This window comes from Gottfriedia sp. ABJ_BB2_2 (genome assembly GCF_055484705.1).
In genome coordinates, this window is record NZ_JBVFKR010000001.1 from 539,247 (window position 1) to 562,330 (window position 23,084).

General features: G+C 33.5%; 22 protein-coding genes and 1 other annotated feature. Of the genes, 5 read left to right on the forward strand and 17 right to left on the reverse strand.

Annotated features, from left to right (window positions below; translation table 11 throughout):
- Positions 1-90 precede the first annotated feature (90 nt).
- Both ACX6U0_RS02860 and ACX6U0_RS02865 read right to left on the reverse strand, forming a co-directional pair.
- On the reverse strand, positions 91-813 hold the full coding sequence (locus ACX6U0_RS02860; protein WP_464958499.1) for a Bax inhibitor-1/YccA family protein: 723 nt from the start codon (positions 811-813) through the stop codon (positions 91-93).
- A gap of 128 nt (positions 814-941) precedes the next feature.
- Complete coding sequence (locus ACX6U0_RS02865; RefSeq protein WP_464958500.1) at positions 942-2,327, reverse strand: glycine--tRNA ligase; 1,386 nt, start codon at positions 2,325-2,327, stop codon at positions 942-944.
- An 84-nt stretch (positions 2,328-2,411) separates the two neighbouring features.
- Positions 2,412-2,591: a binding site (T-box leader), on the reverse strand.
- A gap of 218 nt (positions 2,592-2,809) precedes the next feature.
- Between ACX6U0_RS02865 and ACX6U0_RS02870 the strand changes: the two genes are divergently transcribed.
- Positions 2,810-3,238: a hypothetical protein gene (locus ACX6U0_RS02870; protein WP_464958501.1), complete on the forward strand. Its 429-nt coding sequence runs from the start codon at positions 2,810-2,812 to the stop codon at positions 3,236-3,238.
- Between the two features lie 47 nt (positions 3,239-3,285).
- Here the strand turns inward: ACX6U0_RS02870 and ACX6U0_RS02875 are convergent, their stop codons facing one another.
- The 11 genes from ACX6U0_RS02875 to ACX6U0_RS02925 all read right to left on the reverse strand — a co-directional run bounded on the left by ACX6U0_RS02875 (position 3,286) and on the right by ACX6U0_RS02925 (position 17,733).
- On the reverse strand, positions 3,286-3,993 hold the full coding sequence (locus ACX6U0_RS02875; RefSeq protein WP_464958502.1) for an ABC transporter ATP-binding protein: 708 nt from the start codon (positions 3,991-3,993) through the stop codon (positions 3,286-3,288).
- 17 nt (positions 3,994-4,010) lie between these two features.
- A complete protein-coding gene (locus ACX6U0_RS02880) occupies positions 4,011-4,781 on the reverse strand; it encodes an ABC transporter ATP-binding protein (RefSeq protein WP_464958503.1) in 771 nt (256 codons plus the stop codon).
- 17 nt (positions 4,782-4,798) lie between these two features.
- Positions 4,799-6,067 carry an ABC transporter permease subunit gene (locus ACX6U0_RS02885; RefSeq protein WP_464958504.1) on the reverse strand — a complete coding sequence of 423 codons (1,269 nt, stop codon included), beginning with the start codon at positions 6,065-6,067 and terminating at the stop codon, positions 4,799-4,801.
- 9 nt (positions 6,068-6,076) lie between these two features.
- Positions 6,077-7,060, reverse strand: a complete 984-nt coding sequence (locus ACX6U0_RS02890; RefSeq protein ID WP_464958505.1) for a branched-chain amino acid ABC transporter permease — start codon at positions 7,058-7,060, stop codon at positions 6,077-6,079.
- A gap of 202 nt (positions 7,061-7,262) precedes the next feature.
- Entirely contained in the window at positions 7,263-8,441 is a 1,179-nt protein-coding gene (locus ACX6U0_RS02895) for a branched-chain amino acid ABC transporter substrate-binding protein (protein WP_464958506.1), read from the reverse strand.
- 311 nt (positions 8,442-8,752) lie between these two features.
- Positions 8,753-11,185 (reverse strand): DNA topoisomerase IV subunit A, encoded by a 2,433-nt coding sequence (parC, locus tag ACX6U0_RS02900; RefSeq protein ID WP_464958507.1) that lies wholly within the window; start codon positions 11,183-11,185, stop codon positions 8,753-8,755.
- On the reverse strand, positions 11,185-13,158 hold the full coding sequence (gene parE / locus ACX6U0_RS02905) for a DNA topoisomerase IV subunit B (protein WP_464958508.1): 1,974 nt from the start codon (positions 13,156-13,158) through the stop codon (positions 11,185-11,187). The genes parC and parE overlap by 1 nt, the downstream gene beginning before the upstream one ends.
- A gap of 308 nt (positions 13,159-13,466) precedes the next feature.
- Positions 13,467-13,877 carry a CoA-binding protein gene (locus tag ACX6U0_RS02910; protein WP_464958509.1) on the reverse strand — a complete coding sequence of 137 codons (411 nt, stop codon included), beginning with the start codon at positions 13,875-13,877 and terminating at the stop codon, positions 13,467-13,469.
- 95 nt (positions 13,878-13,972) lie between these two features.
- Positions 13,973-15,175: a S1C family serine protease gene (locus tag ACX6U0_RS02915; protein WP_464958510.1), complete on the reverse strand. Its 1,203-nt coding sequence runs from the start codon at positions 15,173-15,175 to the stop codon at positions 13,973-13,975.
- Between the two features lie 62 nt (positions 15,176-15,237).
- Complete coding sequence (locus tag ACX6U0_RS02920) at positions 15,238-17,055, reverse strand: sensor histidine kinase (protein ID WP_464958511.1); 1,818 nt, start codon at positions 17,053-17,055, stop codon at positions 15,238-15,240.
- Positions 17,056-17,058: 3 nt separating this feature from the next.
- The gene (locus ACX6U0_RS02925) at positions 17,059-17,733 is read right to left on the reverse strand and encodes a response regulator transcription factor (protein WP_464958512.1); all 675 of its coding nucleotides are present in this window, start codon (positions 17,731-17,733) and stop codon (positions 17,059-17,061) included.
- 189 nt (positions 17,734-17,922) lie between these two features.
- Between ACX6U0_RS02925 and plsY the strand changes: the two genes are divergently transcribed.
- A complete protein-coding gene (gene plsY, locus ACX6U0_RS02930; protein WP_464958513.1) occupies positions 17,923-18,525 on the forward strand; it encodes a glycerol-3-phosphate 1-O-acyltransferase PlsY in 603 nt (200 codons plus the stop codon).
- 149 nt (positions 18,526-18,674) lie between these two features.
- Positions 18,675-19,043 (forward strand): hypothetical protein, encoded by a 369-nt coding sequence (locus ACX6U0_RS02935; RefSeq protein WP_464958514.1) that lies wholly within the window; start codon positions 18,675-18,677, stop codon positions 19,041-19,043.
- 239 nt (positions 19,044-19,282) lie between these two features.
- Here ACX6U0_RS02935 and ACX6U0_RS02940 read toward each other — a convergent pair whose 3' ends face one another.
- Positions 19,283-19,702: an acyl-CoA thioesterase gene (locus ACX6U0_RS02940; protein WP_464958864.1), complete on the reverse strand. Its 420-nt coding sequence runs from the start codon at positions 19,700-19,702 to the stop codon at positions 19,283-19,285.
- Positions 19,703-19,963: 261 nt separating this feature from the next.
- Between ACX6U0_RS02940 and ACX6U0_RS02945 the strand changes: the two genes are divergently transcribed.
- Positions 19,964-20,857 carry a prohibitin family protein gene (locus tag ACX6U0_RS02945; protein WP_464958515.1) on the forward strand — a complete coding sequence of 298 codons (894 nt, stop codon included), beginning with the start codon at positions 19,964-19,966 and terminating at the stop codon, positions 20,855-20,857.
- A 149-nt stretch (positions 20,858-21,006) separates the two neighbouring features.
- Positions 21,007-22,290 (forward strand): glycosyl hydrolase family 18 protein, encoded by a 1,284-nt coding sequence (locus ACX6U0_RS02950; RefSeq protein WP_464958516.1) that lies wholly within the window; start codon positions 21,007-21,009, stop codon positions 22,288-22,290.
- A gap of 51 nt (positions 22,291-22,341) precedes the next feature.
- On the opposite strand, the gene tlp is transcribed toward ACX6U0_RS02950, so the two are convergent.
- The 3 genes from tlp to ACX6U0_RS02965 form a co-directional block, all read right to left on the reverse strand.
- Entirely contained in the window at positions 22,342-22,569 is a 228-nt protein-coding gene (tlp, locus tag ACX6U0_RS02955) for a small acid-soluble spore protein Tlp (RefSeq protein WP_464958517.1), read from the reverse strand.
- A gap of 35 nt (positions 22,570-22,604) precedes the next feature.
- Positions 22,605-22,745 carry an acid-soluble spore protein N gene (locus ACX6U0_RS02960; protein WP_464958518.1) on the reverse strand — a complete coding sequence of 47 codons (141 nt, stop codon included), beginning with the start codon at positions 22,743-22,745 and terminating at the stop codon, positions 22,605-22,607.
- A gap of 159 nt (positions 22,746-22,904) precedes the next feature.
- On the reverse strand, positions 22,905-23,042 hold the full coding sequence (locus ACX6U0_RS02965; RefSeq protein ID WP_087998271.1) for an FbpB family small basic protein: 138 nt from the start codon (positions 23,040-23,042) through the stop codon (positions 22,905-22,907).
- Between the last annotated feature and the right edge of the window lie 42 nt (positions 23,043-23,084).

Consider the following 23,084-nt stretch of genomic DNA (forward strand, 5'->3'; position numbering starts at 1 on the left):
TAACCTACTTTCTAACTAAATTTCATGCTATAAATCTTATGTAGAAAAAACCTTACTTCTATTTAAGAGTAAGGTTTTTAGCTTAATATTTTAATTTCTAAGTCTTGATAGGAATCTTAACGCTTCAACATAAATCCAAATGACAGTTACTAATAAACCAAATGCACAATACCATTCGAAATGTTTAGGTGCGCCATGTTTTATACTAGATGTAATCAAATCAAAGTCTAAAAATAGATTAAGTGAAGCAATGATTAAGATTGCTAAGCTTACAATTAAGCCAATCGTACCTGATTGGTGCATAAATGGAACTGGTACATGGAATAGCTGTAGAATCATTGTTAGTAAGTAAAATATCAAAACGCCAATTGTTAAACCAATTACGATTGATCTAAAACGATGTGTAACTTTCACAATACCAGTTGCGTAACAAATTAATGTACCAGCAATAATTGCAATTGTTAATAATGCAGCTTGTAAAACGATCATTCCATAAGTTGCTTCATATACTGCTGAAATGTTACCAATTAAAATCCCTTCAACAGCAGCATAAATAGGTGTTGTAATCGGAGCAATTCTTGGAGAAAAACTTGTTACTAAACCAATGATAAAAGCAAATATTAAGCATCCAATAAACACTTTTGTACTTAATGTTCCAGTTGCAGTTAAATAGTAAGAGTAACCCGCAGTTGCGATTAACATAATTAAAGCAATTAACGCTTTACGAATCGTCCCACCCATTGTCATTGCTTTTTCCGAGTGCCTAGATTTTGTTAATTGTTCAGAATTTAAGATAGGATTCGAACTCCTCATCGAAACTCCTCCTTGTTTTTTTATACATCGATTTTACCATTTTTAGTATATTAATGAAAATTTAAACAAGCTTTAATAAAATATATGAAAAAAGATGCCCAAAAGGACACCTATTTTCGAAAAAAGTATTAAAACTTTATTTTATTAGCTAAGAAAGATTGAAGTTCACTAATTGCTACACGAGTTTGTTCCATTGTATCACGATCACGAACTGTAACTTTTTTATCTTCAATTGACTCAAAATCGTAAGTGATACAGAATGGTGTACCAATTTCATCTTGACGGCGGTAACGTTTACCAATTGAACCAGTTTCGTCGAAATCTACATTGAAATCTTCAGCTAATGCCGCAAATACTTCTTGTGCATTTTCAGATAATTTTTTTGATAAAGGTAAAATTGCTGCTTTATATGGCGCTAATGCTGGATGTAATCTCATTACTGTACGAGAAGTTCCATCTTCTAGTGCCTCTTCTTCATAAGCATCAATTAAAAATGCTAAAGTAACACGGTCAGCACCTAATGATGGCTCAATACAGTAAGGAACATATTTCTCATTTGTAATTGGATCATGATACGTAAAGTCTTCAGTTGAGAACTCCATATGCTGTTTTAAATCATAATCTGTACGAGAAGCAACACCCCAAAGCTCGCCCCAACCAAATGGGAATTTGTATTCGAAGTCAGTCGTTGCATTACTATAATGTGATAATTCATCTTCACTATGGTCTCTTAAACGAAGATTATCTTCTTTCATACCTAATGATAATAACCATTTATTAGCAGTTTCTTTCCAATACGTAAACCATTCAAGCTCTTCACCTGGTTTACAGAAGAATTCAAGCTCCATTTGTTCAAATTCACGAGTACGGAACGTGAAATTTCCTGGTGTAATTTCATTACGGAAGCTTTTTCCAATTTGAGCGATACCAAATGGTACTTTCTTTCTCATTGTACGTTGAACATTTTTAAAGTTAACAAAAATACCTTGAGCTGTTTCAGGGCGTAAGAAAATTTCATTTGTACTTGACTCTGTTACACCTTGGAAAGTTTTAAACATTAAATTAAATTGACGAATATCAGTAAAATCATGACTTCCGCAATCTGGACAAGCAATGTTATGTTCTTGAATTAACTTAGCCATTTCAGAAAATGGTAGGCCATCAACAATAATTTCCATGCCTTTTTCATCAAGTGCATTTTCAATTAATTTATCAGCACGATGACGAGCCTTACAATTTTTACAATCAATCATAGGATCGTTAAAATTACCAATATGACCTGAAGCTTCCCAAGTACGTGGGTTCATTAAGATTGCAGCATCTAACCCAACATTATAAGGACTTTGCTGAACAAATTTTTTCCACCAAGCTTTTTTAACATTGTATTTTAATTCAATACCTAATGGACCATAGTCCCAAGTATTTGCTAAACCACCATAAATTTCTGATCCTGGAAAAACAAATCCACGATGCTTTGCATGACTTACAATGACTTCCATTGACTTTTCTGACATTTTTTTGCCTCCAATTTTTCATTCGATTCTATTTGAAAATGCAAGAATGAAAATAAAAAAGCTCTCATCCTTAGGCATTTTCTGCCTAGGGACGAGAGCTGTATATGCACCCGCGGTTCCACCCTAGTTGACAATTTTAGAAATTGTCCACTTTCAAACATAACTCAAGAATGCCTTTCACTAAAGGTTTTGATTGAGCTTCCACCGTCCTCAATTCGCTATGCAAATATTGCTTTAGTTACTTCTTTCCGTCATCGTTATAACTTATGTAATAATAATATGGTCTTAGTTTATCAAAGTGACAACTATTCCGTCAAATATTATTATTTTCATTTGTGTATGAAATAATACCATGAATTTTTAGAATATTTAATGGGAATCATTCATGTAAAGATAATATCTTTACAGTATTCTGATTAATTGGTATGATAGAAAAGTTGTTTTAAAAATATACCTATTTTCTGAAGAAGGGAGTGCTAGTTTTGAGTAGCAGCATATTTTTTAAGAAAAAGAAACGATCAGCAGTATTGCTTGATAAACATCATTCCATTCGTTTATTAAAAACGAACAAAAAGCGAATCGTAAATAAAAGAAATAATAAAATAAAAGGATTCGAACAAATTTTAGTTAAAGAATTAAACGATGAAATGATTTCAACTTCAAATAGTACGGTAAATGAAATTTCTGAACAAAAAGGAAATATCACGATTGAAAAACTTCCAGTAACATTTCTTCTAAAGCTTGGAAAAGAGTTTTTCTCAGATTTAGAAGCAGTGAAGTACTATTATAATAGCAATCAAGAAAACTATTATAAAAATCGTAGTTTACTAGAAGAAACTTTACAATCTTCTATTAATCAATCAAATGATGATGTTCAAGCAAAGATTATGGAATTTATTGCTAACAAATAATACATCAAAAAAGTGCCATTTGTAACTTATACAAATGGCACTTTTTTTTAAGCTAAGTAAGCTTTCTTTATTTCTTCATTATTCATTAATGTTTTACCTTCACCAACCATTTGAATTTCCCCTGTTTGAATTACATATCCACGATGGGCAATCTGTAAAGCTTGGTAAGCGTTTTGTTCAACTAGTAAAATCGTCATCCCTTGCTTATTCAATTGCTCGATGATCTCGAATATTTGTTCAACAATAATTGGCGCAAGTCCCATTGATGGTTCATCTAGCATTAACAATGACGGCCCCATCATTAATGCTCTTCCAATAGCAAGCATTTGTTGTTCTCCACCACTCATCGTACCACCCTTTTGGTTAATACGTTCTTTCAGTCTTGGAAAATAATCAAACGCCATTTCCATTCTGGCAGCAATTAATTTTTTATCTTTTACAGAGAAAGCACCCATTTCTAAATTTTCTTTTACGGTTAATTTAGAAAAGATTCTTCTTCCTTCTGGTACGTGAGCAATCCCTTTTAAAGCAATCTCATGAGATTGTAGTTTAACAATGTTCTCACCTTTATAAATTAAATCTCCAGTTTTTGGTTTCACTTGACCACTTATTGTTTTTAAAGTAGTAGATTTTCCAGCACCATTACTTCCAATTAACGTAACGATTTCACCTTCATTTACATCAATATTAATATTTTTCAGTGCTTGAATACCACCGTAAAAAGAGTTAATTTCTTTTAATTGTAATAGTGTCATTTTTTTTACTCCTTTCACTATGCAGTAGTCACTGCACTTTTTCCAAGATATGCTTCAATTACTTTTTGGTTATTTCTGATTTCTAATGGTTTTCCTTCTGCAATCTTTTCACCATGATCTAAAACGAAAAGGTATTCAGAAATTTCCATTACAAGCTTCATATCATGCTCGATCAAAACGATCGTTAAATTTAAATCATCTCGCATTTGATAAATTAAATCTGTTAGTTCCTTTGTTTCCTTTGGATTCATCCCAGCAGCCGGTTCGTCTAACAGTAGAATACTTGGCTTTGATGCTAGAGCACGTGCGATTTCCAAACGTCTTTGTGCACCATAAGAAAGACTAGATGATTCTTCGTTATATACATCGCTTAAACCTACATATTCTAACCATTTATAAGCCTCTTTCATTGCAGCCTTTTCAGCTTTTTTGTAGCTTGGTAAATGGAATAATGTAGAAAATATACCGTATTTTAAGTGTTGATGCATACCAACCATCACGTTTTCTAATGCCGTCATACTACTAAAAAGTCGAATATTTTGAAACGTACGAGCAATCCCTTTTTTAGACACAGCGTGAGGCTTTAATCCAACTAAGCTTTCTTCACCTAAAAGGATTTCTCCACTTGTTGGGGTATATACACCCGTAATCATATTAAAAAATGTTGTTTTACCTGCTCCATTTGGGCCGATTACCGCGGTAATTGAACCTTTTTGAATTTCGATATTTACATTATTAACAGCAGTTAATCCACCGAAGCTTTTCGTTAAATTATTTGTTTTTAACATTATGTTTGCCTCCTCTCCTAAACTGAAACTGAACGTTGGTTTTCATCTACTTCTGTTAAATCTACTACATCTTCTTTTGGCACCATCTTATTTTTGGCAGGCAATAAACCTTGTGGTCTAAAGATTGCTACTAGAATTAAGATTAAACCGAATATCATACGTTGCATTTTAGAAGGAGAAAGCGCTGATGGAATATCAAGAACGCCATCTAATGTTAATTGATTTAAATAGTTCGTTACTTCTGTTAAAACTTGTAAGTTAAGGATTGTAACAAGTGATGCACCTAAAATTACACCAGGTACACTACCCATTCCACCTAGAATGACCATTACTAGAATTGTAATTGACTCAAGTAATGTAAAGTTTGTTGGGTCAATGAACATTTGTTTCGCTGAGAATACAACACCCATCATACCTGAGAAAGATGCACCAATTGCAAATGCAATTAATTTTGTTCTAACTAAATGTATACCTGAAGCTTGCGCAGCAATTTCATTTTCACGAACAGCTTGCCATGAACGTCCAAGCTTAGAATCTTGTAATCTCGTAACGCCTAAAATAACAACTGCTAGAACGATCAGTACTACATAATAGAATTGACTTGAATCACTAATAACGTAACCAAATATTGTTGGTGAAGGAATTGAAGAAATACCTTGTGCCCCACCTGTAATATTGACTGGTTTATCTAAGTTATTAAATACAATACGAATAATTTCACCAAATCCAAGTGTAACAATAGCTAAATAATCCCCTTTTACACGAAGAACTGGAATTCCTAATAATACACCCGCAATTGCTGCTATAATTCCACCAATGATAATGAAAGCCCAAAATGAATTTCCAGTGAAAGGTAGAATGTCTAACTTTAAAAAGTTTGTAACTTGATTTGTTGAAAAAATAGCATAAGTATACGATCCAATCGCAAAGAATGCTACGAATCCTAAATCTAATAAACCAGCAAGACCAACTACTACATTTAATCCAAGTGCCATTGCTACATAAATTCCAACTAGCGTTGCAACACCCATATATGATTCAAATGCAGAACCTTGAGATGCTGCAAACGGCATAACAATCGTAAGAATCAGAATGCCTAAGCTCCATTTAAGCTTAACTGGAAAATTCGTTTTATATAATAGAAACAGAGAAAATAAGATTAATAAAAACGCAGTTACCGATTCTTGTAATAAAAACAGACCTAATACTGTTACAACGATATAGGAAGTTAAGAATATTGCTTGTAGCTTATTTGACTGTTTTACTTGTGCAAATAAATTATTCATACTTTTCACCTACACTTTCTCTGCCACTGGTTTACCGAATAAACCTTCTGGCTTAAAGATTAGGACAAGAATTAAGATACCAAAAGCAAAAACGTCTTTATACTCTGAAGGGAAAATTCCGTGTGTGATTGTTGATAAATTTGCCGCAGCAAACATTTCAATAATACCGATTAAAAATCCGCCTACCATCGCACCGCGAATATTTCCGATTCCTCCTAATACAGCTGCTGTAAATGCTTTTAACCCTAAAATAAATCCGATATAAGGATCAATTGTGTTATATTGTAAAGCAAAAAGAACGCCTGTTGCCCCACCTAGTGCCGAGCCAAGGAAGAATGTTAAAGAAATGACTTTATTTACATTCACAGACATTAATGATGCTGTTTCACGGTCTTGTGCTACAGCACGCATTGCAGTTCCCCATTTTGTTTTATTGATGAAGTAATCTAATGAAATCATCATTACAACTGCAACAACAAGGATAATAATCGATGCTGATTTTATTTGGGCATTTCCAAACGAAGAAAGGATAGAACTAGAATGGATTTGATGTTGTCCAGCAAATAGTGATGGACCAGTAATAATGTAATTTCCTTCTTTTAATTCAGCAATAAAACGAACGATATCTTGTAATAAGAATGAAATACCGATTGCTGTAATTAATGTAATTAGTTTTGGTGCCTTTCGGAGTGGTCGATATGCGACACGCTCGATCCCCATTCCGAGGAAACCTGTTAATACTGAAGCGATGATCAAAACAATTGCTAATAATAAAATTGCTGGTATACTACTTAAAAACCCAATTCCAGTAAAAGTAATTAATACTGCTGTACCAATAAATGCACCTGCCATAAATATTTCACCGTGGGCAAAGTTAATCAATTCAAGTATTCCATAAACCATTGTGTATCCTAGCGCAACAATTGCATAAACAGCCCCTAAGACAAGTCCATCAATTAATACTTGAGGCAATGTATGGATGATTTCATTCATGTACGTACCCTCCTATAGATAGTAAAATTCAATATTTCTCTTTCCAAAAATTGACAAGTTTTTTACGATATTTAGAGAAAAAGAGTATCACGATTTACGAGATACTCTTTTCTTTCACTAACATCCTTCAACCTTCATCGTCGTTCACAATTTTCATTGCTTTCGGCTGATTGGAGGTAATTTTAGGCGTTAGCTTTACTAATTATTTAGTAACTTCGCCTACTTGAGTACCAGGGTATTTAGCTTCTTTGAATGTATAGATAAATACTTTAGCGAATTTGTTGTCCCCTTTATCGTCAAAGCCAACTTCAGTTACTACACCTTTATAATCTTGAATTGCACGAACTGCAGCTGCTACATCTTCACGAGATGGAGTTTTACCATCGCTGCTTTCAATTGCGTCTTTTAAACCTTCTAATAATACGCCAGCTGAATCATATCCGTAAGAAGAGAAAGACTCAATGTTTTTCTTAAATTTCGCTTTATAGTCTTCAGCGAATTTTTTACCGTTATCAGTTTTTAATGTATCTCCAGCTACTGAAGTGTAGTAGAAGTTTTTAACAGCATCTCCTGCGATATCTACTAAACCAGAAGAGTCCATTCCGTCTCCACCCATGAATGGCATATTTAATTCTTTATCACGAGCTTGTTTTAATAGAATTCCACCCTCAGCGTATAGACCACCGAAGAATACTAGATCAGGATTTTTTGCTTTTACGTTGTTTAATACTCCGTTAAAGTCTTTATCTCCAACTGAAATACCTTCTTCACCTAGAATTTCAGCACCTAATTGCTCAGCAGCAGCTTTAAACTCATTTGCTAAACCAGTACCATAAGCTGTTTTGTCTTGAATGATAAAGATTTTTTTAGCTTTTAAAGTGTTGACTGCGAACTCTGCTCCAGCAGGTCCTTGGAAATCATCACGAGCACAGATACGGTTAACTACGCTTAATCCACGATCTGTTACTTCGTTAGCAGTATTTGAAGGTGATACCATTACAAGATGATCTTTTTCATATTTTACTGAAGCTGGAATTGCAACACCTGAGTTTAAGTGTCCAACAACACCTAAAATTGCTTTATCAGCACCTAATTGCTCAGCATTTGCTACACCTTTCTTTGGATCCCCTTGATCATCATAAGGAACAAGTTTCAAATCAAAGCCTAATTTTTTGAATGCTTCTTTTTGATCATCTAAAGCTAATTGAGCACCTAATTTAATTGAATCACCTAAAATTGCATTATTCCCAGAAAGTGGTGTATTTGTTGCAATTTTGATAACTGTATTTCCATCTTTCTCACCACCATTGTTACAGCCAGCTAAAATACCCGCTGCTAATGATGCAGATGTTAAAATTGCAAAACCTTTTTTCAAAACCATTATGTACTTCCCCCTTAATAACTTATTTTTTAGAAAATTTCAAATACTTAAGAAAATAGTAAGCGAAATTTTTGTATTAAACAAGTTCTTTTGGTTCAAAATATTTCGACAATTCTGTCGATTACTTGTTATTTTAGGAATTTTTTACCATTTGATTGCCAAATATCCCCTTATTTCTTTATAAATTAGACTTAGGAAAAGCCATATTTATTAGATAATTTCAAGTATTTTGCTCACAAATATTTTTTTTGAACTCTCGTGATATTTTTCGACAAAAAAACCTATTCCAGATGAATGGAATAGGCATTTTTTTAGTTATTTTCTTCTTTTTTGTAACGAATGATTGTTTTAATCTCTCCCGCTTCATCTGTATCCATTATAAATGAACCGTTACTATATTGATCACTATGACGAATTCCAGCAGGATCGACCATCTCAAATTGGCCTGATTTACTTAACAATGCGAACATATCCTTCTCGTTAATTGTATAAACCCCAATTAACTGGTGAGGATTATTTTTCAAATCTCTAATGATTTTCGCACCTCTAGTCCCTCTTGAACTTTGAGGTATTGTATCTAATTTCATTTTCTTCACTGCTGCTCTATGAGTTGCACAAAAAATGTCTTTTACAGTCTCTGAAACGATATCAGCAGAAACTACGAAATCTTGATCTTTTAAGTTAATTCCTTTAACGCCACCTGCTCTTAAACCTTGAACACTAATTTCATCTACATTAAATAATAGCGTATAGCCGTTACTTGTCGCTAATATAACGCGATCTGTCTCACCGGAAACGCCTGCATAAATTAATGCATCATCATTTTTGATCGACATACCAACAAGTGGTTTCGAATATCTTTGGACTTTTAATTGACTAATACTTGTACGTTTCACAATACCATTTTTCGTCACAAATAATATAAAATCTTTATTTTCTTCAAAATTATTTACAATCGTTGCCGATAAAATGGCTTCATCACGCTCAATTGGTATGATGTTGGCTATATGTTGTCCCATATCCTTCCATCTGATATCTTGCATTTCATGTATTGGTAAATATAAATAATTCCCTTTTGAAGTAAACAAAATTAAAGTATCTGTCGTAGTACTTTCTTTTTGATAGATTAAACGATCTCCTTCCTTCATTCCATAATCCTTACCATTTGAGGCAGAATAAGATCTAGGAGTTGTACGTTTAACATATCCTTCGCTTGTAACAGTGATGATGACATCTTCTTGAGCAATAATGTCTTCTCGAACGATTTTAATTTCTTCAATTTCACCTTCGATTGAAGAACGACGATCATCTGCATATGTTTGCTTAATTTTCTTTAAATCAGTTTTAATAACTGATAAAAGCTTTGTTTCACTGTTTAGAATGGTTTCTAATTGCTCTATTTTCTTGTTTAATTCCGCTGCTTCTTCTTGTAGTGCCGTGATATCTGTATTTGTTAAACGATATAACTGTAACATCACAATTGCTTCAGCTTGTTGTTCTGTAAAACTATACTGAGCAATTAATTTATCTTTTGCATCACGTTTATCGTTTGCAGAACGAATAGTTGAAATAACTTGATCAAGAATAGATAAAGCTTTCATTAACCCTTCAACAACATGTGCTCTAGCTTTTGCTTTTCGCAAATCATACTTAGATCGATTCGTAACGACTTCTTTTTGGTGCTCAATATAAGCATCTAAAATAGCCGGTAATGACATTTGCTTTGGCGTACGATTATAAATCGCAACCATATTAAAGTTATAAGGAATTTGAAGCTCTGTATTTTTATATAGATAATTTAAAATGGCTTCATTATTCGCATCTTTTTTTAATTCAATGACAATTCGTAGGCCTGTGCGATCGGTCTCATCACGGACCTCTGTAATTCCATCGACTTTTCGATCAAGACGGACTTCATCTATTTTTTTCACTAAATTTGCTTTATTTACTTCAGCTGGAATTTCAGTAATGATTAATGCTTGTTTCCCACCACGCAAATCTTCTGTATGAACTCGGCTTCTAATAATAATTTTGCCTTTACCAGTTTCATACGCTTTTTTAATCCCATCGACACCTTGAATAATACCGCCTGTTGGGAAATCTGGACCATGAATAACAGTCATCAAATCATCAACAGAACAATTATTACGATCAATTCTCATAATTGTCGCATCAATTACTTCTCCAAGATGATGAGAAGGTATTTCTGTCGCATAACCTGCAGAGATCCCCGTACTTCCATTCACTAATAAATTAGGGAACATTGAAGGTAGAACAACCGGTTCCATACTAGTGTCATCAAAATTTGGTACAAATTCTACTGTTTCTTTATCGATATCACGCAATAGCTCACTTGCTATTGCAGATAATCTAGCTTCGGTATAACGCATCGCAGCTGGTGGATCCCCATCAATACTACCGTTATTACCATGCATTTGAACTAGTACATTTCTTAATTTCCAATCTTGGCTTAATCGTACCATTGCATCATATACAGATGTGTCGCCGTGTGGGTGGTAATTACCGATTACATTACCGACAGTTTTTGCTGATTTACGGTAAGGCTTATCTTGTAAGTTTCCTTCATAAAACATTGAGTATAAAATACGTCTTTGAACTGGCTTTAAACCATCTCTTGCATCAGGTAATGCACGTTCTTGAATAATGTATTTACTATATCGTCCAAAACGATCACCTAAAATATCTTCTAAAGGGATATTATATAACTTTTCTGATGATACCATCAGTCTTCGCTCCCTTCTGAGTCAACCTCAACTTGTTCGTTATTTAAAATTTTATCTTCTTCATCTAAATCAAATACAACATTCGATTCAATCCATTTTCGTCTTGGTTCAACCTTATCGCCCATTAAAGTAGTTACACGGCGGTCTGCTCTAGCAGCATCGTCTATTTTTACACGAATTAGTGTTCTTGTAACAGGGTCCATTGTAGTATCCCAAAGTTGGTCGGCATTCATCTCTCCAAGACCTTTGTATCGTTGTAAAGTATACCCTTTACCAACCTTCTTAATTGCATCTTGTAAGTCTACTTCAGACCATGCATATTCAATGACTTCTTTTTTACCTGTACCCTTACTTACTTTATATAAAGGAGGCAGCGCAATATAAACTTTGCCTGCTTCTACTAAAGGTTTCATATAACGGTAGAAGAATGTTAGTAATAGCACTTGGATATGTGCTCCGTCCGTATCCGCATCGGTCATGATAACGATTTTATCATAATTCACATCTTCTAGATCAAAGTCAGAGCCAACTCCGGCTCCAATTGCATGAATGATTGTATTAATCTCTTCATTTTTCATGATATCAGCTAATTTTGCTTTTTCTGTATTAATAACTTTACCACGTAAAGGTAGTATCGCTTGAAAACGACGATCTCGACCTTGCTTCGCACTTCCGCCTGCTGAGTCACCCTCTACTAGGTAAAGCTCATTTTTTTGTGGATTTCGCGATTGAGCAGGCGTTAACTTCCCACTTAATGAAGTTTCAGAACGTTTTCTTTTTTTTCCACTTCTCGCTTCTTCACGTGCTTTTCTAGCCGCTTCTCTAGCTTGAAATGCCTTAACTGCTTTTCGAACTAGTGAAGTAGCAATATCTGGATTTTCTTCTAGAAAATATGCAAGTTGATCAGAAACAACCGAGTCTACAGCTGATCTCGCTTCACTAGTTCCTAGCTTTCCTTTTGTTTGCCCTTCGAATTGAAGTAGCTCTTCAGGAATTCTAACCGATACGATTGCCGCTAATCCTTCACGAATATCCGCGCCTTCAAGGTTTTTATCTTTTTCTTTTAAAATATTCACTTTTCTAGCGTACTCATTAAACGCTCTAGTAAGTGCCGTTTTAGCACCTACCTCGTGCGTTCCTCCATCTTTCGTTCGAACATTATTTACAAAAGATAGCATTGTTTCTGAATATCCATCGTTGAACTGAAAAGAAAATTCAACCTCGATTTTATTTTGAATCCCATCAAAGAATACGACAGGATGAATAGTTTCTTTTCCTTCGTTTAAGTAACTAACAAACGCTTCGATACCGTTTTCATAATAAAACTCTTCGAAAGCATCGTGTCGTTCATCTTTAATTGTAATTTTTAATCCTTTTAGTAGGAATGCAGACTCTCTTAAACGCTCACATAGCGTATCAAAATTATAGTTAGTTGTACTAAAAATGGTTGGATCGGGTTTAAATGAAATCGTTGTACCAGTTTTTTTCGATTTTCCAACAATTTCTAATGAAGTAACTGGTTTACCACCATTTTCAAAACGTTGTTTGAAAATAGATCCATCACGATGGATTTCTACAACAAGCCACTCTGATAATGCATTTACAACTGATGCACCAACTCCGTGTAAACCACCACTTGTTTTATAGCCGCCTTGTCCAAATTTTCCACCTGCATGCAGAACAGTTAAAATGACTTCAGGAGTAGGCTTGCCCATTTTATGCATTCCAGTTGGCATTCCTCGACCATGGTCTCTCACAGTTAAGCTATTATCTTTATGTATAATCACATCTATTTGAGTTCCGTGACCAGCTAACGCTTCATCAACGGAATTATCTACGATTTCGTAAACTAAATGGTGTAGACCTCTACTATCTGTGCTACCAATGTACATTCCTGGACGTTTACGTACTGCTTCTAAACCTTCCAGTACCTGTATCGCATCTTCGTTATATGCTGTTTCATTCTTTGCCAACACCATTTCTCCTTTCAATATTACACCTTACATAAGAACATCCGTTCCATTATATCATATACCGGATTAAAATGTTTCTTCTAATCGTTCATGTTAATGGTTTTTTCGCCAACTTACAAGTCGTTGAAGAAAAAAATAGTTAAATTGTCCTTTTTTTATCGTTATTTTTCTAAAAAGTTAAAATTTTTTAATCTTTCTAATTTTATCGTATTTTCTCTTTAGAAACTAAAAACTCACTGGGGTACAGTGAGTTTCTTAGACAAAGTAAAAAACAGATATTCAGACTGTCTGAAAAGTGAGTTTTCGTTCTATCTTGTCATAGCATGTTCTACTTTAATACAACGATTCATAATAACTGTTTTTCCATTTGCTTTAAGTAGGTCATAAGCTTCTTCATTTTCTATGCCTAGCTGAGCAAAAAAGACATCACAATCAATTTTTAGAAAATCCTGTGCAACTGGCAATAAATGCTCTGGTCTTCTAAAAACATTTACAATATCTACTTTTTCTTTAAGATCTAATAAACTTGGTACTGCTTTTTCTCCTAAAACAGTGTCAACAGTAGGATTGACTGGAATAATTTTATATCCAGCGTCTTGCATTGCTTTACTTACCATATAAGACGTTTTAGATGAATCCGCTGAAAGTCCAACAACTGCAATTACTTTACTGTTTTTTAGAATTTGGCCTATTTCTTCTCTTGATGGGTATTTACTCATTAACAAATCACCCTTTCATTTACATAAATAAGCGAAAAGAGCAATCTCTTCGCTTATTGGTTATATATTCATCTTATTTTGTAAAAAATTACCTGTCAATTACTTGATGCTAATGTTAACGTTATATCTTGTTTTTTACCATCACGATAGAATGTTACTTTTAATTTATCGCCGACTTTTTTATGAGAATATAGGTATTCTCTAATTTCAATCACATCTTCAATAGGTTGGTCATCTAATTCAACAATAACGTCTAATTGTTGTAAACCTACCTTCGCTGCAGGAGTACCTGGGTCCACATGTGTAACTACCGCACCCTTTGTAACAGATTCAGGTAATTTTAGAGATTCTTCAATATTAAATTGTGGAATTTCTTCTAAAGCTTTTAAACCAACACCCATTACTGGACGTGTTACTTCACCAAATTTCTCTAGTTGGTCAAAAACCGGTTTTGCAATATTAATTGGAATTGCAAATCCAATCCCTTCTACTGATTGCTCTGCTATTTTACTCGAGTTAATACCGATTAATTCACCCTTAGCATTAATTAACGCGCCACCACTATTACCTGGATTAATCGCTGCATCTGTTTGAATAACTTGTGTTTGATAATCTGCAACTCCATCACCATCAATATCTTGTGGGATTTCACGGGCTTTACTACTTACAATACCTTGTGTTACAGTGCTTTCTAAAAACCCAAGTGGATTCCCGATTGCAATTGCAGTTTCACCTACATTTATTTTTTCAGAATCTCCTAAATTAGCAACATTTGTTACATATTTTGCATCAATTGCTACGACTGCTAGATCTAATAATTCATCAGTTCCAACTAGTTTTGCATCTACTAATTTACCATCTGCCATTTTAACTTTTAATTGTTTTGCTCCTGACACAACATGGTTATTTGTCGCAACTAATGCTTTATTTCCTACCTTTTTATAGATTACCCCTGAGCCAGAACCAGCCTCCTGAGTGTCCATAGAGAAAGGATTAGAAGATTGATAATTATTAACACCCACAACAAATTTACGAGCAGTTTGAATTGTTGAAGTAACATCTTCACGTGACACGTTAATTACTTGTGCTGGAGTTTGGTTTTCATTACCGATTTCCGAATCATTTGTCGTATTAATTAAATTTGGCGAAACAAGTGAAATCGTCACTGCTCCAATTACAGCACCAATAAAACCAGTTAATACGTGTGATCCGCCTCTTCTGCCCTTATTATATCGTTTATGATTGTTTTGATGATCATTATTTTCATTTCTTAAATCTGTTTCATCATAATATCCCATATTTTATTGCCTCCAATATGTAATAAATTATCTTGATATTAATTTACCCTAGCAATGTGTATTTACTGTGAACTTTTTAATGTATTTTGGAATTTTTTTAGAAAAAATGAAAATTCCACTCCATTTTCTTTATTATGGACGTTAATTTTTGAATGATGTAAATCTACAATTGTTTTAACGATGGCTAAACCTAAACCTGTTCCACCGCTTTGTCTATTTCTAGATTCATCAATTCGATAAAAACGATCCCAAATTTTATCGATCTTATCAGCTGGGATTTGATTACCTTCATTAAAAATAGAGATGTTTACTCGATCATGTTCATCTTTTAAGTTCACAATAATATCACTTCCAGGTTTACCATAATTGATTGCATTTGAAAGGATATTAATCAGTACTTGCTCAATTCTTCTTTTTTCACCACTAACAGCTATATCTTCTTCTACATTAGAAATAAGTCTACATCCATTATCTGTTGTTTTATGATCAAAGATTCTATTTATCACATTCTCGACAGAGTCTACTATTAAGAAAGGTTCACTTTTCAGCTTGTAAGTACCTGATTGAAGTTTTGATAGTTCTAACATATCTACCACTAAATCATTCATACGATCTACTTCTTCGAGTATTACATCTGCATAATAACCATTTTTCTCAATGTTTAATCCATCTTTTAAACCTTCTGCATAACTTTGTACAATGCTTAGCGGCGTTTTAAGTTCATGGGATACACCACTAATAAATTCTTTTCTAATTTCTTCAAGCTGTTTTTCTTTTTCAATATCTTTTATTAATCTTTCATTTGCCTGTTGTAGATTATCGATTGTAGATGCAAGATTTTCAGATAATGTGTTAATTGATTTTGACAGTTCCCCAATCTCATCTTCTGACTGAATTTTTATTTTCTCATTAAAATTTAACTTCGCTAATTGATTCGTAACAGCATTCAATTTTAGCAATGGTTTTGTAATGACCTTCGAGTAATAAAATGAAACGACGATAATTAGTAATAAACCAACCATAAACGCGTATAAATAAAAATCTTTTAATACATACATCGCCTCGTTAACAGGCTGAAGTGATGTCATCGCAAATATGACTTCATTGTATCCTTGCTCATTTTTTAAAGGATAAATCAAGACTTTATTGTCTAATCCATTCACCTTATCTAAATAATTAAAGGTAATTGGAAAATCTTTTTTCGTATAATTAGAAAAGTCTTCATTACTCTTTGTCCATTCTGTGATTGCTTGCATTAACGAGTTCATTTGAGCTGAATAAGAATATTGATTTGCTAAAGGTAGGTGTAAATCAACTACTTTACCTTTTATTTCAATATTAATGAAATCATCCAGATTATTATCTTGAGTTGACAAATTCACAGGATTAGCTGATGGATTCTCTTCCTTCCATTCACCAAACTTTGTTTTAATATACATTGGAATAAAATAGTCATCTTGTATGTATCCGCGTATGACGATATTCTCGTTTTCTTTTATTCTCAAACTTAGGATTTCTTCAATCTGATCAGAATACAATAAATTATTTAATGGTACATATACTTTTTTACCTGAGGTTGTCTGAACTGTTAAATCAAAATTATTCTCAGCTTTTAAAACACCTTTACGATCTAATACCGCCAAAGAAGTATTATATTTGGTAAAAAATCTAGTTAATTCATTTTGAAACTGTAAGTCAGATAAATTTCCTTTTTCATATGCATGAACAAAATCCTTCAATTCTGCAGAAACAATATCAATTTTCCTTTTTGTATAAAAACCTTGTAGAAAAACAGATTGTCCAACAAACACAATCATTAAAAACACAATTAACAAAACGGTTATTGATAAAAAAAGTTTACTTACGATACTCTTTTTCATCGATTACTCCTCAAACTTATAGCCAACTCGTATGACGGTTGTAATATGTTTTGCTTTCTCTCCTAATTTGTGACGAAGTTTTTTTATATGTGTATCTACTGTTCGTCCATCACCAACATAATCGAAGCCCCAAATACTATTTAATAATTGGTCTCTCGTTAGAACAATGCCTTTATTTTCAATTAAATACACTAATAATTCGAATTCCTTATGAGTTAAATGAAGTTGTTCTCCATTTATATAAGCTAATCTTGATGAGGTATTGATCGTGATTCCACAAATCGTTTTTGCATCAGAATCTTCCTCTTTCATTTCCAACGTTCGTCTTAGAACACTTTTTGCCTTTGCAACAAGTATTTTTGGACTAAAGGGTTTTGTGACATATTCGTCGGTTCCCATTTCAAACCCTAGTAATTGATCTTCTTCCTCAGATCTAGCTGTTAACATAATGATTGGAATGTTCGATTTCTCTCTTATATACTTACACACATCTAAACCATCTATTTTTGGTAGCATCAGATCTAAAATGATTAAATCAATTTCATGTTCATCAAATTTTTTGATTCCTTCTTCACCATCAGCTGCCTCAATCACAATAAAATCTTCATTATGAAAATAATCTTTTACGATTTCCCTTAACCTTTTTTCATCTTCTATTAATAAAACAGTTGAGCTCATTTAGTTTCACTTCCATTTTTATTTTGAGATATATTACCATGTTATCATAATTATTTGAATCATTTCGAATAGAAGCCTTTGAAAAAGATTTATTAACGACCATTTCAAAAATCTATTTATTCATTTCAACATGTGATAAAATGAAGGGATAATGCACTTATATTATTACGTTTGTAAAGGAGCTAGAAAATGAGCTTGTTCATTATTGTACTAGCCTATTTAATAGGCTCAATTCCGTTTGGATTGGTGATAGGAAAATCCTTTTACGGAGTAGATATTCGCCAACATGGTAGTGGGAATTTAGGCGGTACGAATACATTTCGTACATTAGGTAAAAAAGCTGGAATTATCGTAACACTTGGAGATATATTAAAAGGTACGTTAGCAGCATCATTACCAGTTTTATTTCACTATTCTGGTCCTGAGTGGTTTAGTCCATTATTAGTCGGTTTATTTGCTGTTATAGGGCATATGTATCCTATTTTCGCAGGTTTTAGAGGTGGGAAAGCAGTTGCTACATCAGCTGGATTATTATTATTTGCATCACCTATATTGTTTCTAGCACTTTTAATTTTCTTTATCTCTTGCTTAAAAATTACAAAATATGTTTCACTGACTTCAATGTTATCTGCGATTGTAGGTACAATTGGAGCATACTTCGTTGGTGATCGAGTATTATTTATTATCATGATTGTATTGACAATCTTTGTTGTATATCGTCATCGTGCAAATATTACAAGAATTATCAATAAAACTGAACCAAAAGTATCTTTTTTGAGTAAAAAGAAATAGACATACAACGTTTTAAAAACCTTACAAATGAGTAAGGTTTTTTATTGTTCTCTGTTCATACACATTGGGAAAATATACTAGTTTTATCAATGTTCATTATGTAGATTATATTCTAATGAAGGGCTATTGCAGTTCAGTAGGAGGCTATCATGAAATATCATCCGTTTGTTTACTTTTCCGCATTAAAATGGTGTTCATTCGGGTTTGAATTATTTTTTGGAATGCCGATTTTTGGCCGCTTTCTTGTATTAATTACTGCTAATATTCTTCCACTCATTTTAGGAATTGTTTACTTGATCACATTATACCTTGCTAGAAGTCATGGCCAATTTACGATTGGCTCCATTGCAGGATTAATTACTCTTTTTATTGAATACATTTCACCTTTAGCATGGATTATGCATCTCATTACAGCTGTTATTTTACTATTCGAAAGTAGTCAAGCCACAGTATCGCTTAATAAGCAAGAGTATTTAATAAGGGATGACGATGAAGATGCGTTCCTAATAGAAGCATGAGTGTTCTGTAAAATAAAAGGTAGAAGGAAAAAACCTCCTACCTTGAGACTACCTGACAAACGCTCGCTTTCTTCGTTGTTTCGCCAGTCTGTGGTGCTCATTACCGTCTAAGGTAACTAAGCTCCTCATCAGGCTTTACGCCTTGAAAGACAAGCGTTATCTTGCAGTCTGATCATCTTTTTTTGCTTTCTCATCAAACTAAAAAAGGCAGAAGGAAAAACCCTTCTACCTTTTTTAGTTTATACCATCGCCTTTTCGTATGCTTCATACCAGTCAGGGAAGGATTTTTTAAATTTGATTGGTCTGAATGTATCCTTTGCTACTAAAACATGTGTAGAGCTTCCGATACAACAAATTTCGCCTTCTTCATTTAAAATCTCATAGTCATATATAACTTTGAGTGGACTTAATGATTTGATTTTTGTTTTAATCGTCGGACTTTGACCATAGCGTAAACTTTTTTTATACGATACATTCAAATCAATTACAGGAGAAATCACCCCTTGTGCTTCCATGTCCGCATAATTAAATCCTAGTTCTTTTATTAGGGCAGTACGTCCAATTTCAAACCATACTAAATAATTTGCGTGATAAACGACACCCATTGCATCTGTTTCTGCATATCTAACTTCAACCTTTTTTTCCGAAATTAACACCATACTCACCTCATATTCTTCTATAGAATACTTTACCAAAAAATACATTTTTGTTCTATTTTTAAACCTCGTGTAAACCGTAGGTGATATAATATAACTAACGGTAAAGGAGGTTTCATTCTTGAAAGTTATAATTGGTTCAGTCTTGATCATCCTTCTTTTTTTATTAGGTATATGGCTCATCCTATCTCCTACTTTTCAAAAAATAGGAGAAAAGTCAGTAAAAGTTAAAAACATATTAAAGGACAAGGAGGAAAAAAAAGAATGAATGTTCAACCAGTAGAGCAAAAAAAGTCATTCTTCACGAGAAAAGTAATAGGTGGGATTATCGCTGGAATTGCACTTCTTTCTGCAGTTGCAATACCTGCTTTATTTATTGAAAAAATAACACCTGGTTATGTAGGGGTCGTTTATTCTCCTAATGGAGGGATACAAAAAAATACATTATCACAAGGATGGAATTTTGTAGGATTATTCGATAAGGTCACTGAATACCCGATTCGTTTACGTACAGTTGAATATAAAGATGTTGCACTAGCTACTTCTGATGGAAAACGTATTGAAATGGACTTATCCTATACATATAAAATTGATCCATCGAAGGTTGTATCAATGTTTAATGAATTTGGACCAATTGCGATTGAAGAAATAGAAGATACATATTTAAAGAAAAGACTTCAGGATGCCGCTCGAATTGCAGTTTCTAAATATACTGTTCTACAGTTATATGGTGAGAAATCAAGTAATGCATCTGCAGATATTGAAACGCTATATAAGGACGATGTAAAGGTCCTTGGCTTCTTTGTAGAGAATCTGACATTAGGTACACCAAAACCAGATGAAAAAACACAGGAAGCAATTGATGCACGTGTTCAAGCAGCACAGGTAAACGATCGTATGAAAATCGAATTAGAAACTGCAAAAATAGAAGCTCAAAAGAAGAAAGTAGAAGCGCAAGCAGACGCTGATTCCCAGCTTATTCGTGCCCAAGGTCAAGCAAAATCAAATAAAGTCCTTCAACAATCACTTACAAAAGAATTAATCGAATATAAGAAAGCAGAAAAATGGGATGGTAAGCTTCCTACTGTTTCTGGTAGTGATTCAAATATTATTCAGTTCCCACTTCCACAAAATGAAAATAACGAAACGAAAAAATAAGCTCGTTAAAAACCTGGTCAATTGGCCAGGTTTTTCTTTTTACTTCATCCCTTAACCTTGTTTTTTTGTCCCCCTCTTCTAATTCAATAAAACCGGCATATAATTTTTAATAGCGTAATCCATCATTCCTGTGAAAGGAGATAGACGAAATGCAAATTCATGTCGTTAAAAGCGGCGAGACTGTTATGAGTATTGCCGATTTTTATGGTGTTGAAAGGCAAGCACTAATTAATTCGAATGCCTTAACAGCCCCTTATAAAATAATTAAAGGTCAAGCGCTAATTGTACCTACTACTGGGAATGAATATTTTGTTCAACCTGGAGATAATTTATATGAGCTTGGCTTAACGTATGGTGTGAGAGGTAATCAAATTGCAACGTATAGTGGCATCAGTCCGTATGCAACCTTACATGTTGGACAAAAATTAAACTTACCCCCTAGAAAAAAGAGAAATGTTGAATCAATTGGCTATTTACAACCTACATCTAATCCAATTAGACCTGCTTTAGAAGAAGCTGCTCGGAATGAAGGTAAATTTTTAACATACTTAGCGCATTTTAGTTTTGATGCGAAACGAGATGGGACTTTAACTGAACCGCCAATTGGTAACATCCCTCAAATCGTGAAAGAAAACCGAAATATTTATATGATGGTTGTTTCTAATTTAGAAGCAGGAAACTTTTCTACAAGCCTTGCAACAGACATATTACAAAGTCAGGCAGTTCAAGATACTCTAATTAATAACATTATTGCTACAAGTAATAAATACGGCTTTAGAGATGTTAATGTTGACTTTGAAGATGTAGCTGCAACAGATCGAGTGGCTTACATTAATTTTTTATCAAAATTAAAATCAAGACTACCTCAGGGGATAATACTGAGTGCAACCTTAGTTCCTAAAACGAGTTCAAATCAAAAAGGTAGATATTATGAAGCTCATGATTATGCTGGAATAGGAAAAGTTGTCGATTTTGTCGTCATCATGACATATGACTGGGGCTGGCAAGGCGGACCACCAATGGCGGTTTCTCCGATTGATCAAGTCCGTAAGGTTATTAATTATGCAAAAACAGTCATTAACCCTGCAAAAATAATGATGGGACAAAATTTATATGGATTTGATTGGAAAGTTCCATTTAAACAAGGAACTATGGCGAAAGCCCTTAGTGCAGAAGGAGCAACGAATCTAGCCATTCAAATGACAAACGAGATATTTTATGATACAAAAGCAAGAGCTCCTTATTTCCGCTATACAGAGTCAAATGGTCAAAGACATGAAGTATGGTTTGAGGATGCTAGATCAATACAAGCCAAATTTAATTTAATAAAAGAAGAAAATATTAGAGGAATTTCTTATTGGAAACTTGGCCTTCCATTCATTCAAAATTGGGAATTACTTCAAGCAAATTTTAATATTGTCAAAAGAGGATAAATAAATGCTAGGTATCAATGAGACATACTCATAATACCTAGCATTTTTTAATTAATCATTCGCGTCATTAAATGCTTGCTCGTCCTTTAATTCACTTTGCAGGGCAGCTAATGCTTCCTCACGACGTTCATTTTTGGCTAACACATTTTGACGATCTTGTTCATTTCCAAATTTCATTGAAGCTTCTGCTTCTTTCATATTTTCTCTTGTGTTGTTAATTGCATTTTGGATTTTGTTTGCGTTATCACTACGATCATCTGGATTCGGTTTAAATTCCATGATAAAATCCCTCCAATTATTTTCTATTTTTTAAATTAGCCGTTATCAACAATAGGTTGTTTCCCAGTAGGGTCTTTGTACTGCATTTGCTTTCCTTTATTTCCACCTGCAGCTTTTTTTTGTGTTCCGATATGATTCGGAACAAAGTCTTGAGGATGTTTTTTAGGATTTCCCATTATAATCGCCTCCTAGCGATAGTATGAGTTTTCTTACTCTAAATATGTACTTACAAACAAAAAATCATCGTAATAAAAATTAGAAAAATGAAATAGATGTGAAGACAGAAAATAAAAAAGAGAAGGTCCCCCTTCTCTACTTTTAAGTACTCTATTTCATTACTCTGCTTTGGCCTTTCTTTCAAGGCGTTCTTCAAGTCTGTCATATATTTTATTTAATGCTTCTTGATCATTTAACAGAGAGTTTTTATTTTCTAAAATTAATTCTTGAAACGATTTATGTCTTTTCTTACGCAAATTAATCACCTCTTCTTTTTAGATAGTATTGCCAAAAAAAAG